The organism is Halovenus rubra, assembly GCF_026586665.1.
GTDB lineage: Archaea > Halobacteriota > Halobacteria > Halobacteriales > Haloarculaceae > Halovenus > Halovenus rubra.
In genome coordinates, this window is the sequence record NZ_JAODIY010000013.1 from 156,394 (window position 1) to 181,210 (window position 24,817).

At 55.5% G+C, this 24,817-nt stretch carries 27 protein-coding genes and 1 pseudogene; 13 read left to right on the forward strand and 15 right to left on the reverse strand.

Features of this window, described 5'->3' with window-relative positions; genetic code table 11:
* Positions 1–54: 54 nt before the first annotated feature.
* The gene (locus tag N5098_RS13105; RefSeq protein ID WP_267638327.1) at positions 55–462 is read right to left on the reverse strand and encodes a universal stress protein; all 408 of its coding nucleotides are present in this window, start codon (positions 460–462) and stop codon (positions 55–57) included.
* Positions 463–581: 119 nt separating this feature from the next.
* On the opposite strand from N5098_RS13105, the gene ligA reads away from it, so the two are divergent.
* Positions 582–2,240, forward strand: a complete 1,659-nt coding sequence (gene ligA, locus N5098_RS13110) for an ATP-dependent DNA ligase LigA (RefSeq protein WP_267638328.1) — start codon at positions 582–584, stop codon at positions 2,238–2,240.
* A gap of 26 nt (positions 2,241–2,266) precedes the next feature.
* Here the strand turns inward: ligA and N5098_RS13115 are convergent, their stop codons facing one another.
* Entirely contained in the window at positions 2,267–3,466 is a 1,200-nt protein-coding gene (locus tag N5098_RS13115) for a halocyanin domain-containing protein (protein WP_267638329.1), read from the reverse strand.
* A 218-nt stretch (positions 3,467–3,684) separates the two neighbouring features.
* On the opposite strand from N5098_RS13115, the gene N5098_RS13120 reads away from it, so the two are divergent.
* Positions 3,685–4,140, forward strand: a complete 456-nt coding sequence (locus N5098_RS13120) for a DUF7992 family protein (RefSeq protein WP_267638330.1) — start codon at positions 3,685–3,687, stop codon at positions 4,138–4,140.
* Between the two features lie 13 nt (positions 4,141–4,153).
* On the opposite strand, the gene N5098_RS13125 is transcribed toward N5098_RS13120, so the two are convergent.
* Positions 4,154–5,983, reverse strand: a complete 1,830-nt coding sequence (locus tag N5098_RS13125) for a S9 family peptidase (protein WP_267638331.1) — start codon at positions 5,981–5,983, stop codon at positions 4,154–4,156.
* A gap of 103 nt (positions 5,984–6,086) precedes the next feature.
* Here N5098_RS13125 and N5098_RS13130 point away from each other — a divergent pair.
* The 4 genes and pseudogenes from N5098_RS13130 (at position 6,087) to N5098_RS13145 (ending at position 9,209) form a co-directional block, all read left to right on the forward strand.
* Positions 6,087–6,773 (forward strand): annotated as a pseudogene (locus tag N5098_RS13130) (IS6 family transposase).
* A gap of 57 nt (positions 6,774–6,830) precedes the next feature.
* Positions 6,831–7,151, forward strand: a complete 321-nt coding sequence (locus N5098_RS13135) for a transcription factor S (protein WP_267638332.1) — start codon at positions 6,831–6,833, stop codon at positions 7,149–7,151.
* A 3-nt stretch (positions 7,152–7,154) separates the two neighbouring features.
* A complete protein-coding gene (locus tag N5098_RS13140) occupies positions 7,155–7,775 on the forward strand; it encodes a DUF6517 family protein (RefSeq protein ID WP_267638333.1) in 621 nt (206 codons plus the stop codon).
* Between the two features lie 60 nt (positions 7,776–7,835).
* Positions 7,836–9,209, forward strand: a complete 1,374-nt coding sequence (locus N5098_RS13145; RefSeq protein ID WP_267638334.1) for a bifunctional metallophosphatase/5'-nucleotidase — start codon at positions 7,836–7,838, stop codon at positions 9,207–9,209.
* Positions 9,210–9,223: 14 nt separating this feature from the next.
* Here N5098_RS13145 and N5098_RS13150 read toward each other — a convergent pair whose 3' ends face one another.
* The 3 genes from N5098_RS13150 to N5098_RS13160 form a co-directional block, all read right to left on the reverse strand.
* Entirely contained in the window at positions 9,224–9,979 is a 756-nt protein-coding gene (locus N5098_RS13150; protein WP_267638335.1) for a methyltransferase domain-containing protein, read from the reverse strand.
* The gene (locus N5098_RS13155) at positions 9,976–10,353 is read right to left on the reverse strand and encodes a nascent polypeptide-associated complex protein (protein ID WP_267638336.1); all 378 of its coding nucleotides are present in this window, start codon (positions 10,351–10,353) and stop codon (positions 9,976–9,978) included. The genes N5098_RS13150 and N5098_RS13155 overlap by 4 nt, the downstream gene beginning before the upstream one ends.
* 71 nt (positions 10,354–10,424) lie before the next feature.
* On the reverse strand, positions 10,425–10,721 hold the full coding sequence (locus tag N5098_RS13160; RefSeq protein WP_267638337.1) for a DUF6432 family protein: 297 nt from the start codon (positions 10,719–10,721) through the stop codon (positions 10,425–10,427).
* 88 nt (positions 10,722–10,809) lie between these two features.
* On the opposite strand from N5098_RS13160, the gene N5098_RS13165 reads away from it, so the two are divergent.
* Positions 10,810–11,634, forward strand: a complete 825-nt coding sequence (locus N5098_RS13165) for a DUF7093 family protein (RefSeq protein WP_267638338.1) — start codon at positions 10,810–10,812, stop codon at positions 11,632–11,634.
* A 45-nt stretch (positions 11,635–11,679) separates the two neighbouring features.
* On the forward strand, positions 11,680–12,072 hold the full coding sequence (locus N5098_RS13170; protein WP_267638339.1) for a DUF5611 family protein: 393 nt from the start codon (positions 11,680–11,682) through the stop codon (positions 12,070–12,072).
* An 18-nt stretch (positions 12,073–12,090) separates the two neighbouring features.
* On the opposite strand, the gene N5098_RS13175 is transcribed toward N5098_RS13170, so the two are convergent.
* The 3 genes from N5098_RS13175 to N5098_RS13185 all read right to left on the reverse strand — a co-directional run bounded on the left by N5098_RS13175 (position 12,091) and on the right by N5098_RS13185 (position 14,020).
* Positions 12,091–12,447, reverse strand: a complete 357-nt coding sequence (locus tag N5098_RS13175) for a cell division protein SepF (protein ID WP_267638340.1) — start codon at positions 12,445–12,447, stop codon at positions 12,091–12,093.
* Between the two features lie 222 nt (positions 12,448–12,669).
* A complete protein-coding gene (locus N5098_RS13180; protein WP_267638341.1) occupies positions 12,670–13,149 on the reverse strand; it encodes an RNA-binding protein in 480 nt (159 codons plus the stop codon).
* A 391-nt stretch (positions 13,150–13,540) separates the two neighbouring features.
* Positions 13,541–14,020, reverse strand: coding sequence for a redoxin domain-containing protein (locus N5098_RS13185; RefSeq protein WP_267638342.1), 480 nt, complete (start codon positions 14,018–14,020; stop codon positions 13,541–13,543).
* Between the two features lie 220 nt (positions 14,021–14,240).
* Between N5098_RS13185 and N5098_RS13190 the strand changes: the two genes are divergently transcribed.
* Positions 14,241–14,555 carry a Sec-independent protein translocase subunit TatA/TatB gene (locus N5098_RS13190; RefSeq protein ID WP_267638343.1) on the forward strand — a complete coding sequence of 105 codons (315 nt, stop codon included), beginning with the start codon at positions 14,241–14,243 and terminating at the stop codon, positions 14,553–14,555.
* A gap of 365 nt (positions 14,556–14,920) precedes the next feature.
* Here the strand turns inward: N5098_RS13190 and N5098_RS13195 are convergent, their stop codons facing one another.
* Together N5098_RS13195 and dacZ are read right to left on the reverse strand one after the other, a co-directional pair.
* Positions 14,921–15,709, reverse strand: coding sequence for a mechanosensitive ion channel domain-containing protein (locus tag N5098_RS13195; RefSeq protein WP_267638344.1), 789 nt, complete (start codon positions 15,707–15,709; stop codon positions 14,921–14,923).
* Positions 15,710–16,522, reverse strand: coding sequence for a diadenylate cyclase DacZ (gene dacZ, locus N5098_RS13200; protein WP_267638345.1), 813 nt, complete (start codon positions 16,520–16,522; stop codon positions 15,710–15,712).
* 131 nt (positions 16,523–16,653) lie between these two features.
* Between dacZ and N5098_RS13205 the strand changes: the two genes are divergently transcribed.
* The 3 genes from N5098_RS13205 (at position 16,654) to N5098_RS13215 (ending at position 19,627) form a co-directional block, all read left to right on the forward strand.
* On the forward strand, positions 16,654–17,862 hold the full coding sequence (locus N5098_RS13205) for an inorganic phosphate transporter (protein ID WP_303651933.1): 1,209 nt from the start codon (positions 16,654–16,656) through the stop codon (positions 17,860–17,862).
* 119 nt (positions 17,863–17,981) lie between these two features.
* On the forward strand, positions 17,982–19,043 hold the full coding sequence (locus N5098_RS13210) for a two-component system sensor histidine kinase NtrB (protein WP_267638347.1): 1,062 nt from the start codon (positions 17,982–17,984) through the stop codon (positions 19,041–19,043).
* On the forward strand, positions 19,040–19,627 hold the full coding sequence (locus tag N5098_RS13215) for a response regulator (RefSeq protein WP_267638348.1): 588 nt from the start codon (positions 19,040–19,042) through the stop codon (positions 19,625–19,627). Before N5098_RS13210 ends, N5098_RS13215 begins: the two co-directional genes overlap by 4 nt.
* 20 nt (positions 19,628–19,647) lie before the next feature.
* Here N5098_RS13215 and N5098_RS13220 read toward each other — a convergent pair whose 3' ends face one another.
* The 4 genes from N5098_RS13220 to N5098_RS13235 all read right to left on the reverse strand — a co-directional run bounded on the left by N5098_RS13220 (position 19,648) and on the right by N5098_RS13235 (position 23,421).
* Positions 19,648–20,580, reverse strand: a complete 933-nt coding sequence (locus N5098_RS13220) for an alpha/beta fold hydrolase (RefSeq protein ID WP_267638349.1) — start codon at positions 20,578–20,580, stop codon at positions 19,648–19,650.
* A 230-nt stretch (positions 20,581–20,810) separates the two neighbouring features.
* Positions 20,811–21,851 (reverse strand): methylmalonyl Co-A mutase-associated GTPase MeaB, encoded by a 1,041-nt coding sequence (meaB, locus tag N5098_RS13225; protein ID WP_267638350.1) that lies wholly within the window; start codon positions 21,849–21,851, stop codon positions 20,811–20,813.
* Positions 21,848–22,267 carry a cobalamin B12-binding domain-containing protein gene (locus N5098_RS13230; protein ID WP_267638351.1) on the reverse strand — a complete coding sequence of 140 codons (420 nt, stop codon included), beginning with the start codon at positions 22,265–22,267 and terminating at the stop codon, positions 21,848–21,850. Before N5098_RS13230 ends, meaB begins: the two co-directional genes overlap by 4 nt.
* Positions 22,268–22,416: 149 nt before the next feature.
* Positions 22,417–23,421 (reverse strand): LamG domain-containing protein, encoded by a 1,005-nt coding sequence (locus tag N5098_RS13235; RefSeq protein WP_267638352.1) that lies wholly within the window; start codon positions 23,419–23,421, stop codon positions 22,417–22,419.
* A gap of 182 nt (positions 23,422–23,603) precedes the next feature.
* Between N5098_RS13235 and N5098_RS13240 the strand changes: the two genes are divergently transcribed.
* Positions 23,604–24,812 carry a potassium channel family protein gene (locus N5098_RS13240; RefSeq protein WP_267638353.1) on the forward strand — a complete coding sequence of 403 codons (1,209 nt, stop codon included), beginning with the start codon at positions 23,604–23,606 and terminating at the stop codon, positions 24,810–24,812.
* Positions 24,813–24,817 lie beyond the last annotated feature (5 nt).

The window sequence follows — 24,817 nt, forward strand, 5'->3', positions numbered from 1 at the left end:
GGATGGGTACCCCGTCGAGGATACTCCGACAAGAACTCAGCAGAGAAGCACCAATTAGGCGTTTGGCGTGACAGTAATAAGCTGACAGTCCAGTTTGCCACGGAGGAACTGCTCGATATCAGGGTCATCAGCGAGCCGTCGTATCATCTTGCGCCATCTGCTCGCCTGTTTTTTGCCGATGACGACGATATCAGCCTCGTCGGCTGCAATCTCTTCGAGAATTGATTCCTCGACAAGCAGTCCGCTTCGGATGGTATACCGTACGTTTGGAAGCACGCCAAACTCGGCCTCGACGCTTGTTTTGAGGTCTCGGCGTGTCACCTGTCGGTTTTGCTGATAGAGGTTAACGTGGAGAACCGTTAGGGAGGCATCCTCGCTCTTGGCAACCTCAATTGCTTCGGCGAGCGTCGCACGAGAGTGGTCGGTCAGGGGATATCTGACTGGAACCACGACCTGTTTCATTTGGAAGTCGTTTGTCTTGGGCACACCTGAGCGTTTCCACTCTGCTTTCGGCCTGTGATATCCCCACATCCCGAGGGGCGACCACCGGTATTTTTTCGACCCGCTCACCAACACGATTCATGGAGTTCGTCGTATTCGCTGACCACGTCGGAACTATCGAGTCTATCGACGCGGATATCGAACGATGTGAACGTGTCGCCGAGTTGCTCGCCGAGGCTGAGGATGAACTCTCCGTCGTCGTCCGGTTTCTGCTGGGGCGGGTTTTCCCGGCTCACGAATCTACCAAACTTGACGTCGGTCCCAGACTGTGCTACGAGGCACTCGCCCGTGCCGCAGGCCACAACGTCACAGCGAGCGACGTCGAGGAGCGTGTCGCTAGCGAGGGAGACATTGGGCAGGTGGCAGAGAGCTACGACCTCGGAGGTCAGCAGGGACTGGGGGCGTTCGGCGGGGGTGGGCCTGAGACGCTCACGGTAAACGAGGTACGCGACAGTCTCGAAACGCTGGCTGGCGCGACAGGCGAGGGGAGCCAGGAAACCAAACGGGACATTCTCTTCGACCTGTTCAACCGCGCTGAACCGGAGGAGGCCCGGTATCTCGTCAGGCTTGTTCTCTCGGAGATGCGCATCGGCGTCGGGGAGGGGGCCATCAGGGATGCTATCGCCAGTGCGTTCGACGTTCCGGTTGACGCTGTCGAGTCTGCACTCCAAGTATCGAATGACTACGGACTGGTCGCAGAAGTCGCCCGCAGCGACGGCGAAGACGGACTCGGAACCATCCAGTTAGAAATCGGGCGGCCAGTACAAGCGATGCTCGCCCAGAGTGGGGCGGTAACCGACGCCGTTCAGGATTGGGATACCGTTGCCGTCGAGCGGAAGTACGACGGAGCACGCGTCCAGGCACACTACGACGGCGACACAGTCTCACTCTATTCCCGGAACATGGAGGACGTAACCAACCCGCTCCCAGAGGTCGTTTCGGGTATCGACGCGAGTCTCCAGGCACCCGCGATTCTCGACGGGGAGGTCGTCGCCATCGGCGAGGACGGCGACCCGCGTCCGTTCCAGGAGGTGTTGCGGCGGTTTCGCCGGAAGCACGACGTCGCCCGAGCACGTGAGAACGTCGAGGTGCGCTTTCACGCCTTCGATTGCTTCCACGCTGACGGGGACGATCTGCTCGATGAGCCGCTTGTGGACCGCCACGACCGCCTGACAGCGGTCGTTGACCCAAGCGACCACATCGAAGTCTCACAGCTCTGGACGACCGACGACCCCGACAAGATTGCCGACATCGAGGCCGAGTCGCTGGAAGCCGGCCACGAAGGAATCATGCTCAAAAATCCCGAATCCGGGTACACGCCAGGCAACCGTGGCCAGAACTGGTTGAAACGGAAACCCGACGTGGAGACCATCGACTGCGTGGTAACCGGAGCCGAGTGGGGCGAGGGCCGCCGTGCGAACCTGCTCGGGAGCTTCGAACTCTCCGTTCGGGACGGCGACGGGTACGCGACCGTGGGCAAGGTCGCCACCGGAATCACTGACGAGGAACTCGATTCCTTGACCGAGCGGCTGACCGAGTACATCCTGACCGAGGACGGTGCCGACGTGGACATCGAGCCGGCTGTCGTCTTCGAGGTTGGATACGAGGAAATCCAGGAGTCGCCGACGTACTCCGCAGGCTACGCGCTTCGGTTTCCGCGTTTTCTGGGAGTCCGTGAGGACAAATCACCGGCCGATGCCGATTCGCTCGAACGGCTCGAACGGCTGGCCGAAGCGTAGCCCATTGAAAAGTCGAGAAAACAGTTTTATTCGACGACGACAGCGCCTTTCATGCCGAGGGCCTTGTGTGGCTTACAGTAGTAGAGATACGTCCCGCTCTCGTCGAACGTGTGACTGAACTCAGCTCCCTCGCTGTCGAGGATTTCGCTGTCGAACTCGCCGTCCTCGTGGGTCACGGAATGTGCACCGCCACCGACCCACTGCCAGGTCACTTCGGTGCCCTGGTCGATACGGATAGCTGGCGGGTCGTACGCGTAGTCTGGTTCGTCGACACCGGTCTCGATAGTGACGGAGTCCTGACCGGTGAAATCCTCGACTGTCCCGTCGTAGTTGTTGGCGTCTGCGAGATAGTTTTCGACAGGAGACTCACCCGCTGACTCGCTGGCGCTGGCACCGCCTGCAGACGAGAGTGTGGCCGAGTACTCGCCGTTATCCCAGACGACGCTGACGGTGTACTCGTTTTCGACAGCGATTGTGAGGCTGTGACCAGCCTTCACGTCATCGTTCTCTCCGAGTTCGTCGGAGAGTTCGTACCACACACCGGTCCGGTCGAGTCCCTTACCACGGACGAACAGTTCGTCTGCGGGCACGGCGTCGCCATCGGTGTGTGTGAGGGTCATGGTTCCGTCGTCCACGTCTGGATCGAAGTTGACAGACGGAGCGATTTTCTGTCCGGTCGGCAGGAGGTCATGGATGCGCCACTCGCCGTCGACAGCGACAAGTTCGAACGTACCAGAACGGGGTACCTCAGCGTCCGGAAGCACTAACAGCGCCTCGACCGAGGCGGATTCTTCTCCCTCGTCGACAGTTTCCACCTCCTCGATGGTCGGTGCCTGTGAGCTAACCTCCTCGACATCAGCCTCCTGCACCTGTCCGAAGTTGCCGTCTTCGGCAGCGAGGAAATTCATCGTCTCGATATTCCCGTCCTGCCAGGCAGTGACGAAGGCCTTGACAGTCTCGACTGGGTCAGTGTAATCGAACTCTCCGGAAGCGCCGTTTTCCCCTCCAGACTCTTCTTCACCAGTTCCCTCATCGTCGCTCGATTCAGTTGTCGAAGTCGGTTCAGGTGTCGAAGTCGGTTCAGGTGTCGAAGTCGGTTCGGCTGTCGGTGTGGACCCATCGCCCTCTCCGCTCGTGTCGTCAGTCCCGTCGTCATCAGAGATACATCCTGCAACTGCCAGGGCACTGGCCATGCCGGTCCAGCGCAGTACGTCGCGTCTTTTCATATTTCTGTCTATTCAAGAGTAGATGATAAAATCATCGAAGAGATAAACGAGCGTTTTACTGTCGAACAGTAGCATGAGGCTCCCAGACCACCTATATTTCATCGACGTCGAGGGGCGGTTGACACCTGACCGGTAGCCGGAATCACTCGCTTTCCCAGCCCCAATTAATTGCAGTTACCATCTGACAGACTTATCCTCGTGGCCGTCAACAACCAAATATGGGACTGCACGTCGAAACCCCCGACCCTCCCGAGCTAGAGGAAGTCGATCCAAACGAGTACGAGGACGCCGAAATTGTCGGTGAGACAGATTATCGACGCAATGAGTTAGAGGAGTTTCTCAGGGAGGGCGCATGGGAAGAAGCATTCGCCCAATGGTCTAAGGACGCAGACCTCAGCGAAAAGGGGTTTCAGATTATCATGGATTTAGAGATGATACAGCAGTTCGACTTCTTCTGGGATTCGTTCGCTGAGCGCGTCGGCTACCACGCGCCAGGAATTCCCGAAGACTGGAAAGAACGCGAGTACCACCCAGACATCGATTCCTGGGGGACTGTTTCAGGTATTAACGCCGGCATCACAGAGCTCGGACAGGTTGTTTGTGACGTGCTCAAAGACGAGTATATCGACTGGGAGGGTGACTACGACGCGCCTGATGACCTGCCGGATTTCTGACCTCCGCCGGGCGTCAGGGGTCTACGTGTTCGTCGAGGAACGAACCGATACGTTCGAACTGTTCGATTCGGTTTTCGAGTTTCGTCGTGTGGTGACCTTCATCCTCGAAGAAACAGGTCTCTACAGGAACGTCACGAGCTTCCAGCGCCGAGGCAATCTGTCGCGCTTCGTCGACCGGGACGCGGGGGTCGTTTTCCCCGTGCTGGATAAACAGTGGACACTCTATCTCCTCGACAGAGTGAATTGGGCTAATTTCTTCGAGTAACTCGCGGTCCTCGGTGAGTGAGCCGTACTCGGCCTCTCGGTGTGAGCGCCGCCAGTCGCCGGTGTTTTCGAGGAACGTTACCCAGTTTGCGATACCGACGAAATCGACAGCGGCAGTCCAGAGGTCGGGGTATTCAGTGATTGCTGACAGTACCATGAACCCGCCGTATGAGCGGCCGTAGGCGACAGCCGCGTCGGCGTCGATAGCAGGGTGGTCGGCGAGCCACTCCACCCCAGCACGGATGTCTCGCACGGAGTCCATCCGGTTTTCCACATCGTCCAGCGCGGCGTACTCGCGACCGTAGCCAGAGGACCCACGGACGTTCGGTTCGAAGACCGCGTACCCCTGGTCGAGGAAGTACTGTCGAATCGGGCGAAACCACGGGCGGCGCTGATGGTGGGGACCGCCGTGGATGTCGACGATGACCGGTGCAGTCTTGCCCGGTTCTGCACGCTCGGGGAGGGTGACGTAGGCGGGTATCTCCTGTCCGTCGAAGGATTCGTAGCGGACGAGGTCGGGCGTGGCGAGTTCGGACAGCCGAAGCCCTCCGGTCGATGGCGTCGTCCACCGCTCCGTCCTCGGAACGCCGTAGTCGTCGACGTTACCTGGTTCGACGACGAAGAGAGAATGATTCAGGTCGGTCGACGAGACGATGAGAGCGAGTCGAGTTCCGTCGGGGCCAAACGTCAGCACGTGAACGACCCCATCGTCGAAGTCGCCGGGAGGAATATCAACACTCGTTGTCGCAACTTCCGTCGCCGCGGCGAGCCGACCGACGTGACAGTCGGCGTAGCCGTCGACGTTTCGTGTCAGAGCGATGCGGCGGGTGTCTGTGTCGAGTTCGAACTGCTCGATGCTCCACTCGTCACCGGATTCGACAGTCTCCTCGTCGAGGGTACCGAGGTCGATACGCAACAGTTCTTTCGTGTCAGCGTTGGCATCGCTGGCACAGTAGATTGCTTCACCGTCCGGTCCGAACGTGGGATTTCGATAGCGCACGTCGCCATCATGTGGCGTGACGTGCCGTTGTTCGCCAGTTTCTACGTCAACGACAGAGAGGTCTTCGTCGGAACTCGAATGAGAATCGCGAACGAGCAGGCGGTCCCCGGACGGGCTCCAGCCAGTGACATCGAGCCAGCCATCTCCCTCGGAGACGAGCGAAACCTCACCGTCGGTGAGGTCTATCACGTAGACGTCGAAGTTCGATTGCTCACGGCGGTTGGCCGCGAACGCGATGCGGTCTCCATTGGGACCCCAGCCGCCCCAGGCGTGGATGGCGTCGGGGCGCTCAGTCAGCTGTTCGATGTCGCCGGTCTTGGGGTCGAGGGCGAACAGCTGATCGTGTTCGTCCGCACCGCTGTCCTTCCCGAAGGCAATTCTGTCGCCCGCAGGGGACCACGAGACGAACGAGACGCGTTCGTCGTAGAAAGTCCGTTGCTCGGGCCACTGGCGCGGGCCGTCGACCGTCCAGACCTGGGTCGTTCCCGTGATATCAGACAGAAACGCCAGCCGGCCATCCGGTCCGCAGGTCGGAGAGACTGTCCGGCGCGCACTCAGGTAGTGTCGTACGTCAGTCACGGTCGCCGACTGGGGGGGCAGGCCTGTTGAATCTGTGGGTCGGCCTGCTTGGCGGTGTTCAGATCCGGATTACAGAGTACGGCGTCGCGTTTTCTGAGTTTCTATGCCCGAAAACGCTAGCCTCAGCGGTATTCTCGGCCAGATCGAGTTAGCCGTTATTGAACCCGAAGCGACACCGCGATTGCTGATGAAGGTCAGCATTTAGTTGCCTCTTGCTGGACTGTCGCTTTCGAATACTGTTCTTATTCTTTAAATAATTGGTCTCGACCAAGCACGTACGACTGTTCACAATTGGGCTCAAAAGCCGATCTACAGCCAGACACCGGTCCATCTCCGAATTAGGTTGCGCTCGACGAGAGCGTGATTCGCATCAATGACCAGCAGTACTGGCTGTCTGCTGCCGCCGATCCCGAGACAAACGTCTTTCTCCAGATCCGTCTCTTTTCTACGTACACAACCGGATTAACCGAAACCTTTCTCCGAGAACTCCGCGAAAAACACGACGTTGACGACGTCCCGAGAACTACTCGCAGTTCTCGTGGGCTCGCAAGACACGTCTTGCAAACGCCGTGTTTCTCGTCGATGATGCAGACTGGCTCCAAACAACACTGCAACGACACGAGCTCGATTTCAGATACGAACGCCATTGAAATCGGAAGAGCGTCGAACGTGTTTTTACAGAGGTAAAACGACGAATCCGTCATTTTCAAACTGTTTCGGTCATGTCGAGCTGGGGACCGCTGAAACGTGGTTACAAACCTTCGCCCGCTGGCACAATGCTACTAACTAAACACTACCGCCTGCCGAATCCAGTAGTTTAACTTGGCGCACGGACATACTCGTTGACATGGAATTCTGTGACGAATGTGGTTCGATGATGAAGACTGAAGACGGTGTATGGGTCTGTGGCAGCTGTGGCTACGAGAAAGGTCGCGACGAGGAAGCCGAAGAACAAATGGTAACAACGACCGGACAACAAGAGAGCGAAATCGTCGACATTAGTGACGCCGAAGACCAGGGTCGCCCGACAACGAACGCGCAGTGCCCCAAGTGTGATAATGATAAAGCGTACTGGTATATGCAACAAATTCGTGCCGCAGATGAGAGCGAAACACGGTTTTTCGTCTGTACCGAGTGTGAGCACAAGTGGCGGGAAGACGACCACTAAGCTGTGGCAACTGACCCATCTCCCCCATCGATGCCAAGAGAGATGCTCGAATCAGGGGGATGGGTAGCGACCGAAACGACTGTCCAGACCGTGTTTTCGTTGCCGACAATAGAGGTTCGGACTGCGACAGCCCAGTATGAGGACGAAGCGACTAGAGATGCGCTCGCCGAGGTCACGGGCCATAGTACCGAGATATCTCCCCGGTTTTTCGCTGGGACACGGCTCACCTTCCAGCCACCGCTCCCGCCGGGCGTCTCGCCAACGATGGTCGCGCCGATGCTCCGGACAGAGTCCCAGTCAACGTTTACAGAACGGCTGCGGGAGCGAGGGGTAGTCGACATCAGCCGCGACGGGAGCCAGCGAATGCGTGGCGGAGGCGGTAACCGCGCAACTGTAACGAGATACGACGCAGCTATCGAGATGGCAGACCTCAACCACACAGTTCCACTTGCTTGCTGGGTCGCGTTCTGGACAACCAGAACGGCAACAACAATTGTTACCGGCGGCCACCCACAAACGAGTCTGGCGAAATCGCTGTCGCTTGAGACTACTGACAACACGCTCACTCGTTCGAGTGAGTCGTACCGTGATGAGTTCTTCCGGTTGCTTCGGGCTGTCAACTAGTGTGACACAGCTGTGTAAATTTCGTTAGCTTGATTCACGCTGCTCAACTGTGTTTCGAACATGACTGTTCGTCTTCTACACTATTCGGATATGGAGACTGCACTTGACGAGCCACAGCAGTGTGGAGCACTCGTGGGGACACTCGCTGCCCTCTCAGACGAGGAGACCGTTGTCATCGGGAGCGGTGACAACACTGCACCCGGTGCACTTTCGCTCGCGACAAATGGTCGAGTCTCGCTGCCCGTATTCGAGGCAATCCAGCCTGATGTCGACACGTTTGGAAACCACGACTTCGATTTCGGCTCGGAGACTGCCCGTGAGCTAGCCGGGGCCGCGCCCCAGCAGTGGCTCTGTGCGAACGCCAAGCAAAACGGCGGCCGCTTCGCCAGTGACGTGACCCAACCAAGAACACTTGTCGACGCCGGCTCTGACCGTATTGGTATCGTCGGCGTCGCCCATCCCAAAACAGCAGTGATGAATCCAGCCGCAACAGACGTTGAGTTCGAGGATCCTGTCTCACATATCCAAAAAGAGGCCAAGCAACTCCGAGAGAACGGCGCTGATTTCGTGGTTGTTACCTCCCACTGTGGCCGTATTGACGAGCAAATCGCTAAAGAGACCAATGTCGACGCCATCTTCGGCGGCCATGTTCACGATGTTTACGAGTCGGTTATTGCTGGGACAGCCGTCGTCCGGCCGGGTCGTGCCGGACGGTACATCGCTGAAGTCGTTCTTGATAAGACCACCTCGACGGCTATCCATCAGGTTGACGACGGCCATGTCGACCAAGAGATTGTCGAGACGTTGCAAGCAAAACGTGCCGAGCACGGACTCGACGAAGTTGTTACGACTGTCGAGACACCAATCCCGCGAACCGAGGAAGCCGCGACGACCGCCGGGAGTCGGCTGGGAAACCTTGTCACCGATGCACTTCGGTGGAAAGCTGGTGCCGACGTGGCACTCAGTCCACCTGGCGGCATCCGTTCCGGTGACCCGCTTGTAGGAGAGATAACCGTCGCTGATATCGTTGGGCTCGCACCCTACGACGACGACCTGGCAGTAGTCGAACTCCCCGGGCACCGGCTCCGAGATGCGTTCTTTGCTGTGCCCTTTGGCTATCACGATGATGGGTATCCGGAGAGCCACTGCACGCACGTCAGCGGCGCGCGACTCATCTGGGACGACAAAAGCGGAGAGATACGGCAGGTCACAGTCGGCGGTGAGCCGCTCGATTCAGAACAGACGTACACTCTTGCAGTGGACGATTATCTCATTGAGACGGACCATGTCAACGACGCGTTTGACGAGGGTGACGTGGTTAAGCGACAGGGCGTCGCACGGGACGCAATCGTGGAGTTTGCACGAGAAGTCGGATTCGACGGGAGCTCCGAGCGACGGGTAGAGCGTCCGCGACTGACAACAGCGGCTGAGTGACCTCAAAACAGTAGTTACTGCTTCCGGGCGAACGTCAGATAGCCGGTGTGGCCGACACCGGCTGTCGACGGCCGGGAACCACGGTCATCGAAATCCATCCGCCGCTGTATTGTCTCGAACGTTCGGATATCTTCGAGCTCTTCCTCACGAGCGGCTTCGACTGTCTCGCGTGTGTCTTCGATGAACGGGGAGTACACTGCAATAAATCCGCCGTCAACGAGTAAGCCCGAAGCGTTGGCAACGACAGTCGGTGCATCAGCCGTATCTAATGTTACAACATCGAACTTTCCGGTGTCGTCAGTCGATTCACTTGCACGCAACTCAGTCAACTCTTCGGTAACGTCACCGGTCCGTACGTCAACGCTGTCACGTACACCAGCCAGTTCCATGTTCTCCCGGGCGACATCGGCAAACTCAGAATTAACTTCATACGTCGTGACTGTCGCCCCAGCACGCGCCATCGACGCCGAGAGGACACCTGTCCCAGTTCCCGCATCGAGCACGTGGTCGCCCCCGGCGATACCGGTGTGCCCGATAATAAGTCCCAGGTCACGGGGCATCATCGGCGCGCCAGTACGTTCGAAGTGGTTGAACAGGTCCGGACCACGGAGTTTGCGGACTCTAAAGGCTGTCCCTAGATGTGTCTCGACAGTATCACCCGGCGAGACATCCTCGGGCACTTCGAGGATTCCCAGATCCGACTCCAGACGTTCGCCGGGCGAGAGAAGATACTCTCGGTCCTCGCGGACGAACAGGTACGCTACGCTCACTTTAGCTGAGTGACAGCAGCAGCGAGGTCGCCGTCTGTCGCTTCCAGTGCCTCACGAGCTGCATCCTCACTCGCGCCAGCCCGCTCGGCAACGAGTTCGATGTCGTCCTGTGGGATGCCATCATTACTATCGTCAGCACCGTCATCACTCACAGTAGTCGAGCCGGGGTCACGGCGCTCCGGTTCGCCGACGATATTGTACGTTTCCTGTCCCTGAGCATCCATACGCTGGACGTCAGCATCGCTGAACACGAGTTCTTCGTCAGAGGTTCGAATGATAACCTCCTCAGCATCGAGTTCATCGATGTCGATACCCATCTGTTTCATCATCTGTTGCATCTTACTCGGGTCGAGACCGCCTCCGCCTCCAAACATACGCTGGACTTCTCGCCTTGGAGTCAAAAACGCTACGTTGCACGATTTTGCCAGAGCACCCGTTTGTCACCTCAGAAAGGGAACCAGTCGCGGATTCGGTCGGCCACATCATCGTCTTCCGTGGGGTCGGTGCCGTTGGTGACTACATGAGACTGTGGAAGAATAACAGTCTGTCCACGTTCTTTGTTCACCTCGATGAGATTGTCACGCTTTAGACGGGCGAGTGATGTCTCGATAGTATCAATGTTCGCATCGACTTCAGCCCTGAGCTCGAATATCGTCATCCCTTCCTCAGGCCGGTCAGACAGGGTCCCCAACACTGCGACATCAGTGTCATCGCGGTCGCGATACTCCGGCTTAACTGTCATTAGTCTATTGTAGGGAAGGACAGCCCTTATACTTTGAGCGGTTGGGGCAAACAGTACGCTTATGTGTCATAGCTGGGAACTCATGGCAATGAGTTACAAGTGCTCCATTTTCGGTCACAAGTATGCCGACTCCGAGGTTGAGCGCGAGCGCCAGGAAGACGGAAACGAGGTCATTATTACTGTCAGAGAGACAGAAAGCTGCAAACGGTGTGAAGAGACACGAGTTGTCTCGGAGAACAAAGAAGTGACGACACTGGAGACAGCTGCTGATATCGTCGGTACCGATATCGAAGACGATAACGAATCGCCAGAGCCGACTGCCAACAGTGATGTCGCGTCACCATCGTCTCCATCTGAGACAGGACAGGAATCGACAGTTACCGACACGGGTGATACTACTCAACACACTCAGGGAACGGGAGCGACAGTCTCAGAAGAGATTGACCCCGAAGAGGACGATGCAGTAATTCTTGAACAGGAGAGTGATGACGAGGACGACGAAGATCGTGAGCCGGGTGAATGGCCCGAAGAGTCGACAGGAGACGACAACAGTGACGAGGATGACACAGATTGGCCCGAAGAATCGACAGAAGACCACAACAGTGACGAGGATGACACAGATTGGCCCGAAGAGTCGACAGAAGACGACAACGGTGACGAAGAAGACATAGATTGGCCCGAAGAATCGACAGGAAGTGGCGACCCGGATTGGGAGTTACCAACAGATATCGAGCCACACCCCGAGACGGAAGGTCCGACCCGTGGGTCAGGTAGCGAAACACTCACAATCCCCGAAGGAGAGTTCTTCTGTTCCGAGTGTGAGTTCACGACGTCAGTCGAGTCCTCGTCGCTGCGTGCCGGTGACTTCTGTCCAGAGTGTCACAAAGGCACACTCGGACACGAGCGGGATTAACTCGCTCCGATAGAGGTAAAAACATCGCCCAGTAATACTCCTTCCATGCGCGAATACAAAATGCGACGGGGAGAGTACCTCGAAGAGCGAGTAGAGGATATGGAAGAGTTCATTCACGAATACTTCGGTCCAGTTACCGATACAGAATCGTACAACGACACCGATTTGCAGGTCGTCGAGGACCCCAAAAATCCCGTGTTCAAACGTGTCACTGCAGGCACTGTCGAATACGGCAGCAAGAAAGACAAAATTGCGCTCGACATCGAAGAGCGGCCAGCAGAGGAAGTTATCGAAGAGGGGCACTTTGATGCCGCAGAAGACGCAGTCGCAGTCAAAAACAACTTCCTTGAAGCGGCCACTGGGCGTGACGCCAAAGCACGGCGCGAGTCAATGAAACGCGATGTCGAGGACGACGAGACGCCAGATAACGTTGCCTGACGACGCCGTTATTCTTTATTAGTGGCCGATCCGTTCGCGGCTGATGCGGACTCCGGACGGAGTAATGATAAGCTGGTCGTCGTCTTTCTGGACGATATCACCGCCGACTTCTCTCGCAACCTGTTTGAGCTCGTCGGTAATGTGTTCCATTGTCCGGTCTTTCGTACTGTGTCGTGTGATATCCGCGAGAACCACATTTCCGTCGTACACTTCATCTTTGATATCAATGACATCAGTCTTCTCGCCAATGTTTGCGATACAAATCTCGGTGCTCGGAGACACATCCTCGACAGCCAGCCCGTCGGCCGAAAGCTCGACGTAGTCACCGGTCTGCCGTGCGGTACCTTCCCCGAAGATCTTGCTCATGAGACCCATGTAAAGTGAGCGTATCCCCGCATTCTTAGGCTTTACGTCAGACACGGGTTGGCCTACCCAGTATCCCGGGATGACTCACGGCTCTGGGTGAACGTTTCGAGTTGCTGGATATACTCGTCGATAAGCTGCTACTTGATATCGCTGTCTGAGGTTGTAAACCAAATGCTTGTGATCGCTCAGACACCGACGAACAGTAACCAGCGGTAAAATAGCGTCGGCAACTCAGGCCGAAAATTCGTAGAGTTCGTCGCCGACGTGATGGATTGAGTCGACAACTCGGCCCTCTTGACCCGCCATCTCATCACCGTCGACGAGTGCTTTCCCGACAGCGAGGAACTTGCCGTGATTCTCTTCGTTTATAACGACAAAATCACCCGATTCGATTCGGTCACCTGCCTCGACAATACCAGGACGCATCACGTCAGCCCCATCGGAGACAAACTGAATTGCACCTGAATCGACGGTTACAATGTGTTTTGTCGGGTTGTAGGCGTTTGCACCGTCGACAGTCAGAAACGGTTCCTCGTCGAGATACAGCACGTGTGGATCACCATCGACGAGGACCACATCCCATGTGTCGCTAGTTAGCTCAACTTTCTCGACGGTTTCGGCGTCAAGCTCGACACTGAGATTTTCGGCCAGCGCCTCCTCAATCTCGCTGATTGCGTCCGAGCGAAGGTGATGCCGTGATTTGATCTCCATACGTGGGCCTCGACTGCATGAAAAATAAACGCCTCGTTCTCGCCTATCGGCACAGTATCGGTCTGCTGACGTTGGACAGTTAGAGAGTGATTAAATAGACCTGTGTAGAGACACCGACTGCAGAGGACTGTTGGCCAACAAGAGTCTGCTATCTCTCTGGGAAACCGCAGACAAAACATGCATCCCAGCAGTTGAATTGCCTTCCCGCGGTATTACTGTCCAGTTAGAGATTCCCGAGTACAGCATAGATATCACCGAAGAGCTTGCAAAGCAATCTGAGCCGACGGGTAATCAAGCGTAGCGGGACCGCTTGAAATCGAGCATGCACATCTCGAAGAGCGATAGCAGGAGGCTACTCGATTCAGCCAGAGTATCCTGCAGTAGCACTGAGTTAGGCCGCTGCTTCGACGGCGGCCACAACCTCGTCATAATCGGGTTCGACGCCTGCGTTCTCGCCTACCCAGGCGTAGCTAATCGTGCCAGAATCGTCGATGACGAAGACAGCACGCTCGGCGATATCTTCGACGCCTATATCCTCGAAGTCAGTCGCAACATCGTAGGCATGGACGAGGTCGCGGTTCGTATCGCTCACAAGCCCAAAAGATAAATCCAGTTCCTCGCGGAACTCATTAAGCGAAAAGGGGGTGTCGATACTGACACCGAACAGCGTCGCGCCCCGGTCGGTAAGCCCGTCGAGACGCTCCTCAAATGTATTCATCTCGTGACTGCAGACACTTGTGAATGCACCGGGGAAGAAAGCAAGGACGACAGGTGCGTCGTCCGGAAGTCGCTGGGAGAGCGTCAATGTCTCCACGTCGCCGTTGGCAAGCGGTGCAGTGAAATCTGGTGCGTCGTCGCCGTCAGAAACCATAATGCTGCTTGAGCGCGCCCGAATAAGATAATTATGACTTTGCAACGTGTGGTATGGGCGGCCGAAGTTGCCTGTATATCCCGGAAATTCTGGGTTTTTCTCCCTATTCAGACCCTCTAAATACATTCTGTTGTCTCAAGAGCTGGCCGATGGGTGAGGTCGTGGGGCAGTAAATAGAGCAAAAAGACTATAATCGGCAGTTGGCAAGGTATGGATAGAAATGGCAAGTACACTCGTACCGTTGTTTGGTCCAGTTCCTGGCGGCATGGAAATGGTCGTCATCCTACTAATCGCGGTTCTGCTGTTCGGCGCAAACAAAATTCCAAAGCTCGCACGGTCGACGGGTCAGGCAATGGGTGAGTTCAAGCGTGGTCGTCAGCAAGTCGAAGAAGAACTTCAGGAGCTTGAAGAGGTCGCTGACCCCGAAGCTGAAATTGCAGACGATGAAGACGACGAATACATGGACCTCAATGACGACGACACGACAACCACGACGACAACAAGTAGTCAGAGCGAGACTGAAACCGAAGGGTAATCCATCGAATTGACGCGAGCGTAGGCAGAGTTTTTTCGTGAGAAAAATATCGCGTCGCTGTTTCTCGAAAGGACGTGTCACAGTCAGATTACTCCCGAACCAGCTCAGAGTAGCCGTACAATTAATCGCGCTACGTACGTTACCAGAAACCTCTTATCGAACTCTCCGGACCACATGAGAGTCCGGTCTGTTCGACTGTCTGTCAGACAAGACCGCGTCTTTACCAACCTCACCAACCCCGGCCCAAGAACTGGGGTGGATGAGTGACGATATAGTATACAGCATGAGAATAGGTCGAGTCCGAGAGATTACCGTCTTAGGCGTGATATTTCTCTTTTCGTGAGATTGCCAATGGTCGGTTTGTTTCAGTCTCGAATTCTGACAACGCCGTCACGGAGAATTTGCTGGTTTGGAATAATATACTCCTCACCGTCCGTCTCGACGTGCGTGACGAACATATCCACCTCTTGTACAATGCCGCGCGTCTCTTCGATACGGACCTCGTCACCAATGCTGTAAGGTTCATGTAACAAGAGGTAGACACCCGCCGCCGCACCGGCAAGCAAGTCTCTGAACGCGAGGCCGCCAAGGAAGACAAGCCCGAACGCGTAGGCCCCAAGCAAGACAAGTAACGCTGCAGTCGCAACGCCCAACTGGGCAAGCGAAATCAGACCTGCGATATAGTAGATACTGTACTTGACAAGGACCGGGATTATCGCAGCTTCAGGTAGTTTAATCGACTGAAGCCGTTCCTGAACGAGCAGTTGGCCCTTCTCACCGGCCAGCAAACCGACGATAATAGCAACGAGCGCAATAAACAGGCGTGGGAGATAGTTTGCCACCCTCGCCCAGAACAGCGCTGTATCGGATATTTGGGCAACGTTGAACGCAATAATAAGCGCAAGTATGTACGCAAAGGCAGCGAGCATCGAGCCGATAATACCCGCTGTCGAGGTTCCCATGCCCTGTGCGGTGCGTTCGAATGATGTCCCCTCGACGGCGTCATTGATATCCATCCGCTCAAAGAATCTGTGTGTCCATCGCCAGACAAGATACGAAACAACCAGCCCAATGAGGAGAATACCGACAGCGAATGTAAACGCGGTCTCCTTGGAGAACACGTCCCGAATAGCGTTAGCAACGTCGCCAATCATCTAATACTCCTCCGGGTCCAGTTCGAGCACGATGTCGCCTGCCTTGAACGCTCGTACCATCCCATCACTTTCCGAGAGAACGACAGCGATTGCGTTGGTGTCCCGCGTGATTGCGCCAGCCGCCATATGTCGTGCGCCGAGACCTTTCGGGATGTCTACCCCTTCGGCTGCCGGTTCAAGATAGCGGTATGCTGAGACGATTTTCCCGCTGTCAGAGATAACGAACGCGCCATCAAGACGAGAGAACTCCTTGAGCATCACGTTCACAATCGGGTCACCGACATGGACGTGGGATTTCTCGAAGGGGTTGTACGATAGCGGCCGGGATTTGTTCATTACTTTGCCAGCGTCACCGACAACAAACAGCGCACCAACAGGTTTCCCTTTCTGTCCTTTCTTGCCGAGTTCGATTGCTACTTCGAGTACATCACGAACAACGTCAGCGTCCGGTCGTGAGTTGGTAAACAGGCTGTAGACGCCCGTCTGTGTGAACTCATCGGCCCGAATACGAATGATAGTATCGACGTCGTTTTCCTCGAACGACCGGGTGAGACAGACGACTTCGTCATCCTCCGTAATAAGTTCCTGACCGAGTGCTCCCTCGATACCGAATCTGATACGACCACCGACATCGGTAAAGTCGAGTGGTAACTCGACAAACTCGTCTGCGTCGACGGTGTTCTCTTTTGCCACCACAACTGTGGAGACATCTGGCTCGTTGAATGTCTCGAATGCTGACCCATCTTGTGAAAAGAGGAGGAGCGCATCGATATCGGCGACAAGTTCGTCCAGTAGATCACCCAGCCCAGTCATTATTGAACACTGTCATGGCACGCTAAAAGGTGTTGTGCACCGTCTGCCAGTCGTCTGCTGTTTGTCTTTCGCCTGTCAGCCAAGAACGTCTAAGAGAATAGAACGCGTCACTAGAAGAATCTGTACTCGACATGCTTAATGGACGGCCAGTCGTCATCAGAACTGTGAGCGAACTGTTACTCGGACTCGGCATTATTGTTGTCCTTTTTGTAGGGTATAATATCGGTGGCTCGACGACTGGCCCTGCATTCGGACCGGCTGTCGGTGCAAATACGATTTCTAAAGCGTTTGCTGCCGGCCTGTTTGCAGTATTTTTCTTCCTCGGCGCGTTCAGCATCGGTCGTCGAGTCGTCGAAACGCTGGGCGGAGACCTCGTTCAGACGACCGCAATATTTACGCTTCAAGCAAACGTTGTCGTTTTGTTTTTCATCGGCGGTGCGCTGTTTATTGGCAACTACGCTGGTGTCCCAGCGTCGACGTCGATGACTGCCGTGGGCGCAATCGCGGGGCTAGCACTGGCCGCTGGAGAGCTTAAATGGAGCGTGATGGGGCAGATCATGACGTGGTGGGTTGTTGCCCCGATTATCGCGTTCTGGATTTCTGGCGTCATCGGTCGATACTTCTATGCGCGACTCAACCGTCGTGTCGCACTCGTCCAGACAAAGGGCGCTCTGGTAGAACTTGACAGGTCTGGCCGGATACCGCGGGTCGTTTCCGGGCCAAACACGACACGGCGAGAGTTTCTTGGGACTGTTACTGTGATCGTCATTGGTTGTCTTATGGCGTTTTCTTCAGGAACCTCAAATATCGCGAATGCAATTGCGCCCCTCGTTGGAAGCAACGACATTGGCATGAATGAGGGAATTATCATTGGTTCATTCGCCGTCGGTGTCGGTTCATTTACTATCGGACGACGGACGCTTGATACACTCGGTAACGACTTGACATCGCTTCCGCTGACAGCCTCTATCGTCGTAGCCAGTGTGAGTGCAACTATTGTGGTTGTTCTCTCTGCAATTGGCATTCCAGCCAGCTTCGTCATCATCGCAACAATGAGCATTATCGGCCTCGGCTGGGGTCGAGCAACCAGAACAGCAACCGTCTCTGATATTCGTCAAGAGCAGACACCTGCTGTTTCGGTTGGCTCCCTCGCCGGTGACGAAGGTGGTGAGGAGTTGCCATCTATTGGCGAGGAAAAGCCAGAAGACATACCGACTGCGAGCGAACTTTTCAACCCATCGACAACCGCTCGTGTCGTCATTATGCAAAATGTTGTTCCGGTTATCGCTACTGTTGGTTCCTATCTCACGTTTCAGTTCCTCCCGGTCTTTTCGTTTTGAGCGTCACTGTTTCACGAGCAAAAGGAGTACACGTACGACACAGCGTGGCAGTTTCAGAAGGGTACGGACAGCTAGATCTTCCCGAGGGATATTAGTGGTTGGCTATATGAGAGTTGATAATGGTTTCATCTGACTCGTCCAGTGAGTTACAAATATCGACTGCTGACCTCGATACACCGATACAGAGTACGGAGTTTTTTCGCTCACTGGTCGAAAACGGCTCGGACGCGATTGTTTCAATCGATCAAAACAGTTCGATTCTCTATGCGAATCAGTCAGTTGAGCGTGTATTCGGATACAGGCCCGAAGAACTCATTGGTGAGAAGTTGACGGTGTTGATACCTGACCGATATCACGACGCTCATTTCAAGAGTGTCGACGACTATCTCGAAAGTGGCGAACGGAGCATTGACTGGAACGGTATCGAGCTTCCCGGAGAGCACAAGAACGGGCACGAAGTCCAGCTTTCGATTACGTTCGAAGAGCACAGTTACGATGGCCAACAGGTGTTTTCGGGAATTATGCGCGATGTCACAGCACAAGTAGAGCGTGCGGACCAATTGGAACGACAGAACGAACGACTCGAACGGTTCGCCAGCATCGTCTCGCATGACCTTCGGGAGCCACTACAGACCGCACGGGCAACGCTTGCAGTTGCACAGGCAGGTAACGAGGAAGCGCTGGACGAGCTTGATGAGGTTTTCGACCGGATGGACGCACTCATTGGGGACGTTCTGACTCTTGCAAAGCAAGGACAGACTGTCGGAGAACCCCAAGAAGTAGCTCTTCAGGATATCGTCGAGGATTCATGGTCTATCGTGGGGACTGAAGCTGCGACCCTCGAGACGACCCCAACGCTCTCGACAGTCGACGCAGACCCCGAACGGCTGCGGACCGTGTTTGAAAACCTGTTTCGTAATGCAATCGAGCACGGCGGTGAGAATCTAACAGTCCGGGTTGGCACACTCAGCGACACGGCAGGGTTTTACATCGAGGATGATGGTTCCGGATTCGAGGATTCTGCAACCGAAACACTGTTCGATTACGGCTACAGTACGAAAAAAGAGAATACTGGATTCGGATTGAGTATCGTCGAAGATATTGTTCGAGCACACGGCTGGTCGCTCACCGCAATGACAGGAGCTGATGGCGGTGCACGATTTGAGGTTGAGACCCAATGACAGACAAAGAGTCGGATGCTACTGAGACAGAGTCTCCAGTGGTGCTGGCAGTCGATAACGAAAAACGGGTTGTTCAAGCGTTCGAGCTATGGCTCAATGACGATTACAGCGTGGAAACAGCAACGAGTGGCCAAGAGGCCCTCAACCAGATGCATGATGGGGTCGATGTTGTTCTCCTTGACCGTCACATGCCAGGCCTCTCCGGAGAAGATGTACTCGAAGGCATCCGCAAACAGGGATACGATTGCCATGTTGCGATGGTGACAGCTGTCGATCCTGACTTCGATATCGTCGAGATGCCGTTTGACTACTACGTGTCGAAGCCGGTCGACGAGCCCACGCTTCAGTCAATCATCACAGAATTGCTCGAACTCAGGGAGTACGAGGATAAGGTATCCGAGCTATACCGGGTTTGCCAGAAGATTACGACACTTGAAGCGAAGAAGCCCCGACAGCGCCTGAACGAAGACGAGCGGTATCAGGAGCTTCTGGAAGCGCGCGAAACGCTACAGGCAACAACACGCGAACTTGTCACAACACGAGAGATGAGTGCCTTCGAGGATATCTTCGAGGCAAAACAGTAGCTCTCGTACGATACAGCCAGTTACTGCGTCACGTGGCGTTCTTGAGTGAGTGTTTCGACGAACTGTTCAGGATGTTCGGTATGTGGGAGCAGTTTTGCGCGGTCGAAAACAACGAATCCAGCGTCAACTTCTTTTGCGAGCTGGCGACCACGAGACAAGGGGAGAAGATCGCTATTGCGGCCCCAGAACAGTGTCACCGGCACGTCAACTGTTGACAGCATGTCACCAAGATCCTCGTCCGGGTCAAGAAAGCCACTAACGAACGATGCCGGCGCAAAGCGAGCACCGGGCTGGTGGGCTGACAGCCACTCGTACTGCTTGACATCGTCGGTATATTGTTCCATATTGTAGTAGCCGTGATCGGACTGGAAGTATTCCAGCCCTCGATTGCTGACCATGAGGTTAAATAACCCTTGTCCGAGGATAGGAGAGCGCGCGAGCCCCCGTAGCCAGACTTGTCTGTCGCCCATCGTCGTATCGGTGGGGCAAGCCAGCAGTAGCTCATCGACTGCAACCGTCTGCGCTGCTTTGGCCACATAGCTTCCTGAGAGCCCGGATGCGACGACGAGCGGTTCGTCACCGAACTCTTCGAGGACATCAGTGACAAACGTCGTATACAGTGACTCCGAGTACATCAGCGGAGGCCGGTCAGATTGTCCAAACCCAGGCAGGTCAGGCGCGATGACGTGATACTGCTCAGCAAGCTCTTGAGCCACACCGGCGAACTCGTGATTTGAGCTGGCTGCGTTGATACCGTGAAAGAGAATGATATCGTCGTCTTCGGGGTCGCCGAGTTCAGTGTAGGCAACATCGAAGCCGCGCCAACGGTACGTTCCGTGGTCGCCGTCGAGAAACGGCGTGAACTGTTCGGCACGGGATGCGAGCAGTCGGTTCGCGAGTGCCGTAGCGCCAACCGACCCTGCAACCGCCGCAAGTGTATTCCGGAGTTTCATACAGGCAATTTCGACCGCGGCGTGTTTATAAATTTGTGAGTCTTGCTGGCATCCACCCCTCGAACTGCTAGAACGGTCTATTTTCGATAACTCAAAGCCCACCTATCGAAGAGAGCGACTGCGACGCAAGGCAAGCAAAGACGGGAGAGTCATAAAAGAAAACAACCGCAACCAGCCCCAATCAGACGGCATGTAATGGGCGGCTGGTTGGCAGCGTCAATCCCCAGAAATTACTTTTCACGGCGCTCGCGAACGCAGTCGGCAAGTGGCCCGACCAAGTCATCAGACACAGTGTAGGGGTCGGTCTCGCGTGCGACAACGTCATCGACGTACGCCTCCATCCCACCCTGGTTATTAATTTCAGCAGTGAGGAGTTCGTTGACGTCCTCGCGGACAAGCGTGCGAATCTCTTCTGCGTAGCGGGTTCGGCTCTGTTGCTCACGCTCGCCGCTTTCGTCGAGATACGTTGCATGCTCTTCGAGCGAGTCGAGGACATCAGCAACGCCTTCGTCACGCTTGGCGACTGTCTCGACGATATCAGGGTCCCAGCCCTCGGCTTCGCTTTCCAGTTGTAGACCCTCTGTCTCGTCCATCGAACCAGCACCGTGGTGACCACCAGTGCTCGGGATATCACCATCGCCGTATTGAAGCATCTCACGGAGTTCCTGAACTGTCCGGCTCGATCCATCTAGGTCGGCCTTGTTGACGACGAACACGTCGCCAATTTCGAGAATACCAGCTTTGAGCATCTGGACATCGTCGCCGCTCCCCGGCGGTACCAACACCATCACCGTGTCCGCGGTCTTGACGATATCAATCTCGTTTTGCCCGGCACCGACTGTTTCAATGATGACCTTATCCTTGCCAAATGCATCAAGTGCCTTGACCGCATCAGTGGTCGCTGTCGAGAGGCCACCAAGCGAGCCACGGGCCGACATCGAACGGAAGAACACATCCATGTCACCGATGTTTGAACCCATCCGAATACGGTCACCAAGCACCGCACCGCCGGTAAATGGCGAGGAGGGGTCGATAGCGATGACACCGACAGTCAACCCACGGTCACGGTACGTCGCTGCCATCTTGTCGACCAACGTGGATTTTCCCGACCCCGGTGAACCGGTGACGCCGATAACATCAGCGTTGCCGGTATGCTGGTGGATCTGTGAGACGAGGTCTCGGTAGCCGGCCCGACGGTCCTCAATCTTTGTGATGACGCGGGCGAGCGCTCGGTGCTTGCCCGACAGCAACTCGTCGATGAGGTCGCTCATTCTTTGTCAGGGGCGTTTTCTCGCACGAACTCGACCATCTGCTCCATTGATGCGCCGGGACCGAACACTTCTGAGACGCCGATTTCCTTCAACTCTTTCTCGTCGTCGTCAGGAATGATACCGCCGACGAGAATCAGCGTATCCGAAAACGCGTCGTACTCCTTGAGACCGTCAATAATCTCGGGAATAAGTGTGTCGTGTGCACCCGAAAGAATCGAGATACCAAGGACATCAACGTCCTCCTGAACGGTCGCCTGCACAATCTCTTCCGGTGCACGGTGGAGTCCGGAGTAGATAACTTCGAACCCGGCGTCACGTAGTGCACGCGAAATGACGTGTGCACCACGGTCGTGCCCGTCCAGCCCAACTTTGGCTACAAGACACCGTATCGTCTGCTGTTCCTGGTCTGCGCTCATATCCCTCTATTTGACCGGTTACTGTTTGGCTTTTTCGGCTGCTGTTTTCTGTCCCCAAGCTGTTAGGTTGGCCGACTTCCCGGCAAAGACAGCCACAACTGGCTGTGGACACCCTACAAAAAGCGTTCACTCCCTGCAAACAGTCGCGGCTACGATCCCAGTACCGTGGTAATCTGCTCGATTTGGTTGCTATCAAATGCAGTATAGTAGAGCCGAAGCTCACAGAGTGCCCCGTCGAAATACTGTGACGAACTTTCGAAATCACGGCCCAATCGCAGATCACCCATCCCCACAGAAGCAGAGTGGCTTCCACTCGCGATACGGTTGCCATCGACATAGAGGTCGTAACTGTTCCCGTCAAATGTCCCGACAACAACATGGGTCGTATTCGTCGACACCGCCCCAGACGCGACTACCTCATCCGGGAACTCAACTGCGTAATCAATTGTATACCCACCGTTATTACTGGGACTTGTTTCGAAAAACCACTCGTTTCCACCCGAGAATTGGTGTTCGATGAGTTGGTTGATACTCCCTTTCTTGCCGGTCTGAGTGTATTTGACGACGACTGTGAACTCTGAGACGTTGACTGGTGCACTAATATCGGTGATGTCGACGCGGTCGTTTACCCCATCAAACTGCAGTCCACAGCCTCCCCACTCCGGCCCGTTTCCACCACCCTCATCAACAAGTGTACCGTCATTACCATTTCCTGAGAGGTCTTGTAGTGTGTCAGAGTCGGCTCCTTGCTCGAATGTGTAGTAGGCGGTAAAATCGCCAAGTCGGTCGCGGTCGTCGACTTCTTCACGGAGTAACACCGACTGCTGTTCATCCTGTGAGACAACCGTAATCTGGCTCCCGGGAGCGGTTGGTAACAGTATTGACGTGCCCACCTCGTCGGACGCTAGCCGTTCAATTTCGGTGCCATCGAGCTTGACGACAATATCTGTCCCGAGTGCCTGTGGCTGCAAGACCAGCCCAGCCGGCGACTGTGTGAACTCGAAGGCTGCGTCCGCAGTCGGCGTTCCGTATCCATTGAGAAAGGTAGCGCTGACGGTAAATATCACAGTCCCCAGAACAAGAATGATTGCGACTAGCAATAAATTGCCAATAACGGGTGACGCAGAGCGGCTGTCGGTCCGGAATCCAGACATGCTATACAGAGATAGTCAAACGCGACAGAAGAGAATAGTGGAGAAAATATCAGTTTTGATAAAACAGGACAACGGTAGTTGTCGGTCCGGTATCACAACAGTTCCGGAGTGGTGTCGACGTTCCAACGTGACTGCCCTGAAGCGCCGATAGAGTAAAACGACAGAAGGGAGAAAGAAAAGCTATGGCCCCGTTCGAAGATGGCGACGAGTCCCAGTCGGTTGAGTACGAGCCTGTCGGTGTCAAGCAGCTTCTCATCTCGATGAAGGATGCCTCCGAACTCATTGTCGATCTTGCGTATTCGGCGTTATTACACAACAGCGACCCACTCGCTGAGGAGGTTTTAGAACTCGAATCTCGGATGGACGTGTTACAGATGCAGGCACGAATGAATACCCTGATGGCAGCGCGGACGACAGACGGAGCTAGACAACTCGCGCCCGTGCTGGGAATCATCGGTGCCGCCGAGAAGATTAGCGAGGCCGCTGGGGATATCGCGCAGGTGGTTCTGGGCGAAGAAGAGCTGCCGGGTTCGATACGTGCGGCTCTTCCAGAGGCCACAGAAGTCCTTGCAAGAGCAACGCTCAGTTCGGATTCACCGTACAATGGCCGGACACTCGGCGACATAAACCTCGAAACCGAAACCGGTGTCAGGGTTATCGCGCTCCGTCACGACAGGACGGAGTGGGAGCTGACTCCGGGTTACGACACGACACTGGATGAGGGTGACGTGTTGTTGCTCCGAGGAAGCGAACACGGTCTCGATTCGGTCTATGAAACGGTCACCGGAGAACGGTACGAGCGGAACGAGCCAGTTGATCACGATATTACGGACCTGACGCGGGCCGTCGACACAATTGTCCTGATGAAAAACGTGAGTGAGCTCTCAGTCGACCTCGCGTATGCGAGTGTGTTGCTCGACGATACTGCCCTTGCCGAGGAAGTCCATGCACTGGAGGTAGAGGTCGACGGGCTCCAGTCGAGACTTGAGGCATGGGTACTCCGTGCCGCAAGCGAGGTTACCGACCCAGTTCGTCTCCGTGGGTTGTTCCATCTCGCTAACAGTACTGAACTGATAAGCGATGCCGCGCTTGAAATCACAGAGGGAATTCTCCGCGATATCGACACGCATCCCGTCATCGCGGAGTCAGTCAAGGAAAGCGAAATCGGTGTTCGCCGCGTCGCAGTCGAGACAGGGAGTCCGCTTGCTGGGGAGACAGTCACCACTGTGCGCGAGACCAATCCCGGTGTCTCCGTTATCGCCATCCACCGTGTTGATGACGAGTGGGTGTTTTATCCCGACAGCGACGACGCCGTGAACGAAGGAGATATGCTCATTGCCCGTGGGACGTGGAACGCGACCGAACAGTTGGTTGCTACCGCAGGGTCCTGAGCGAC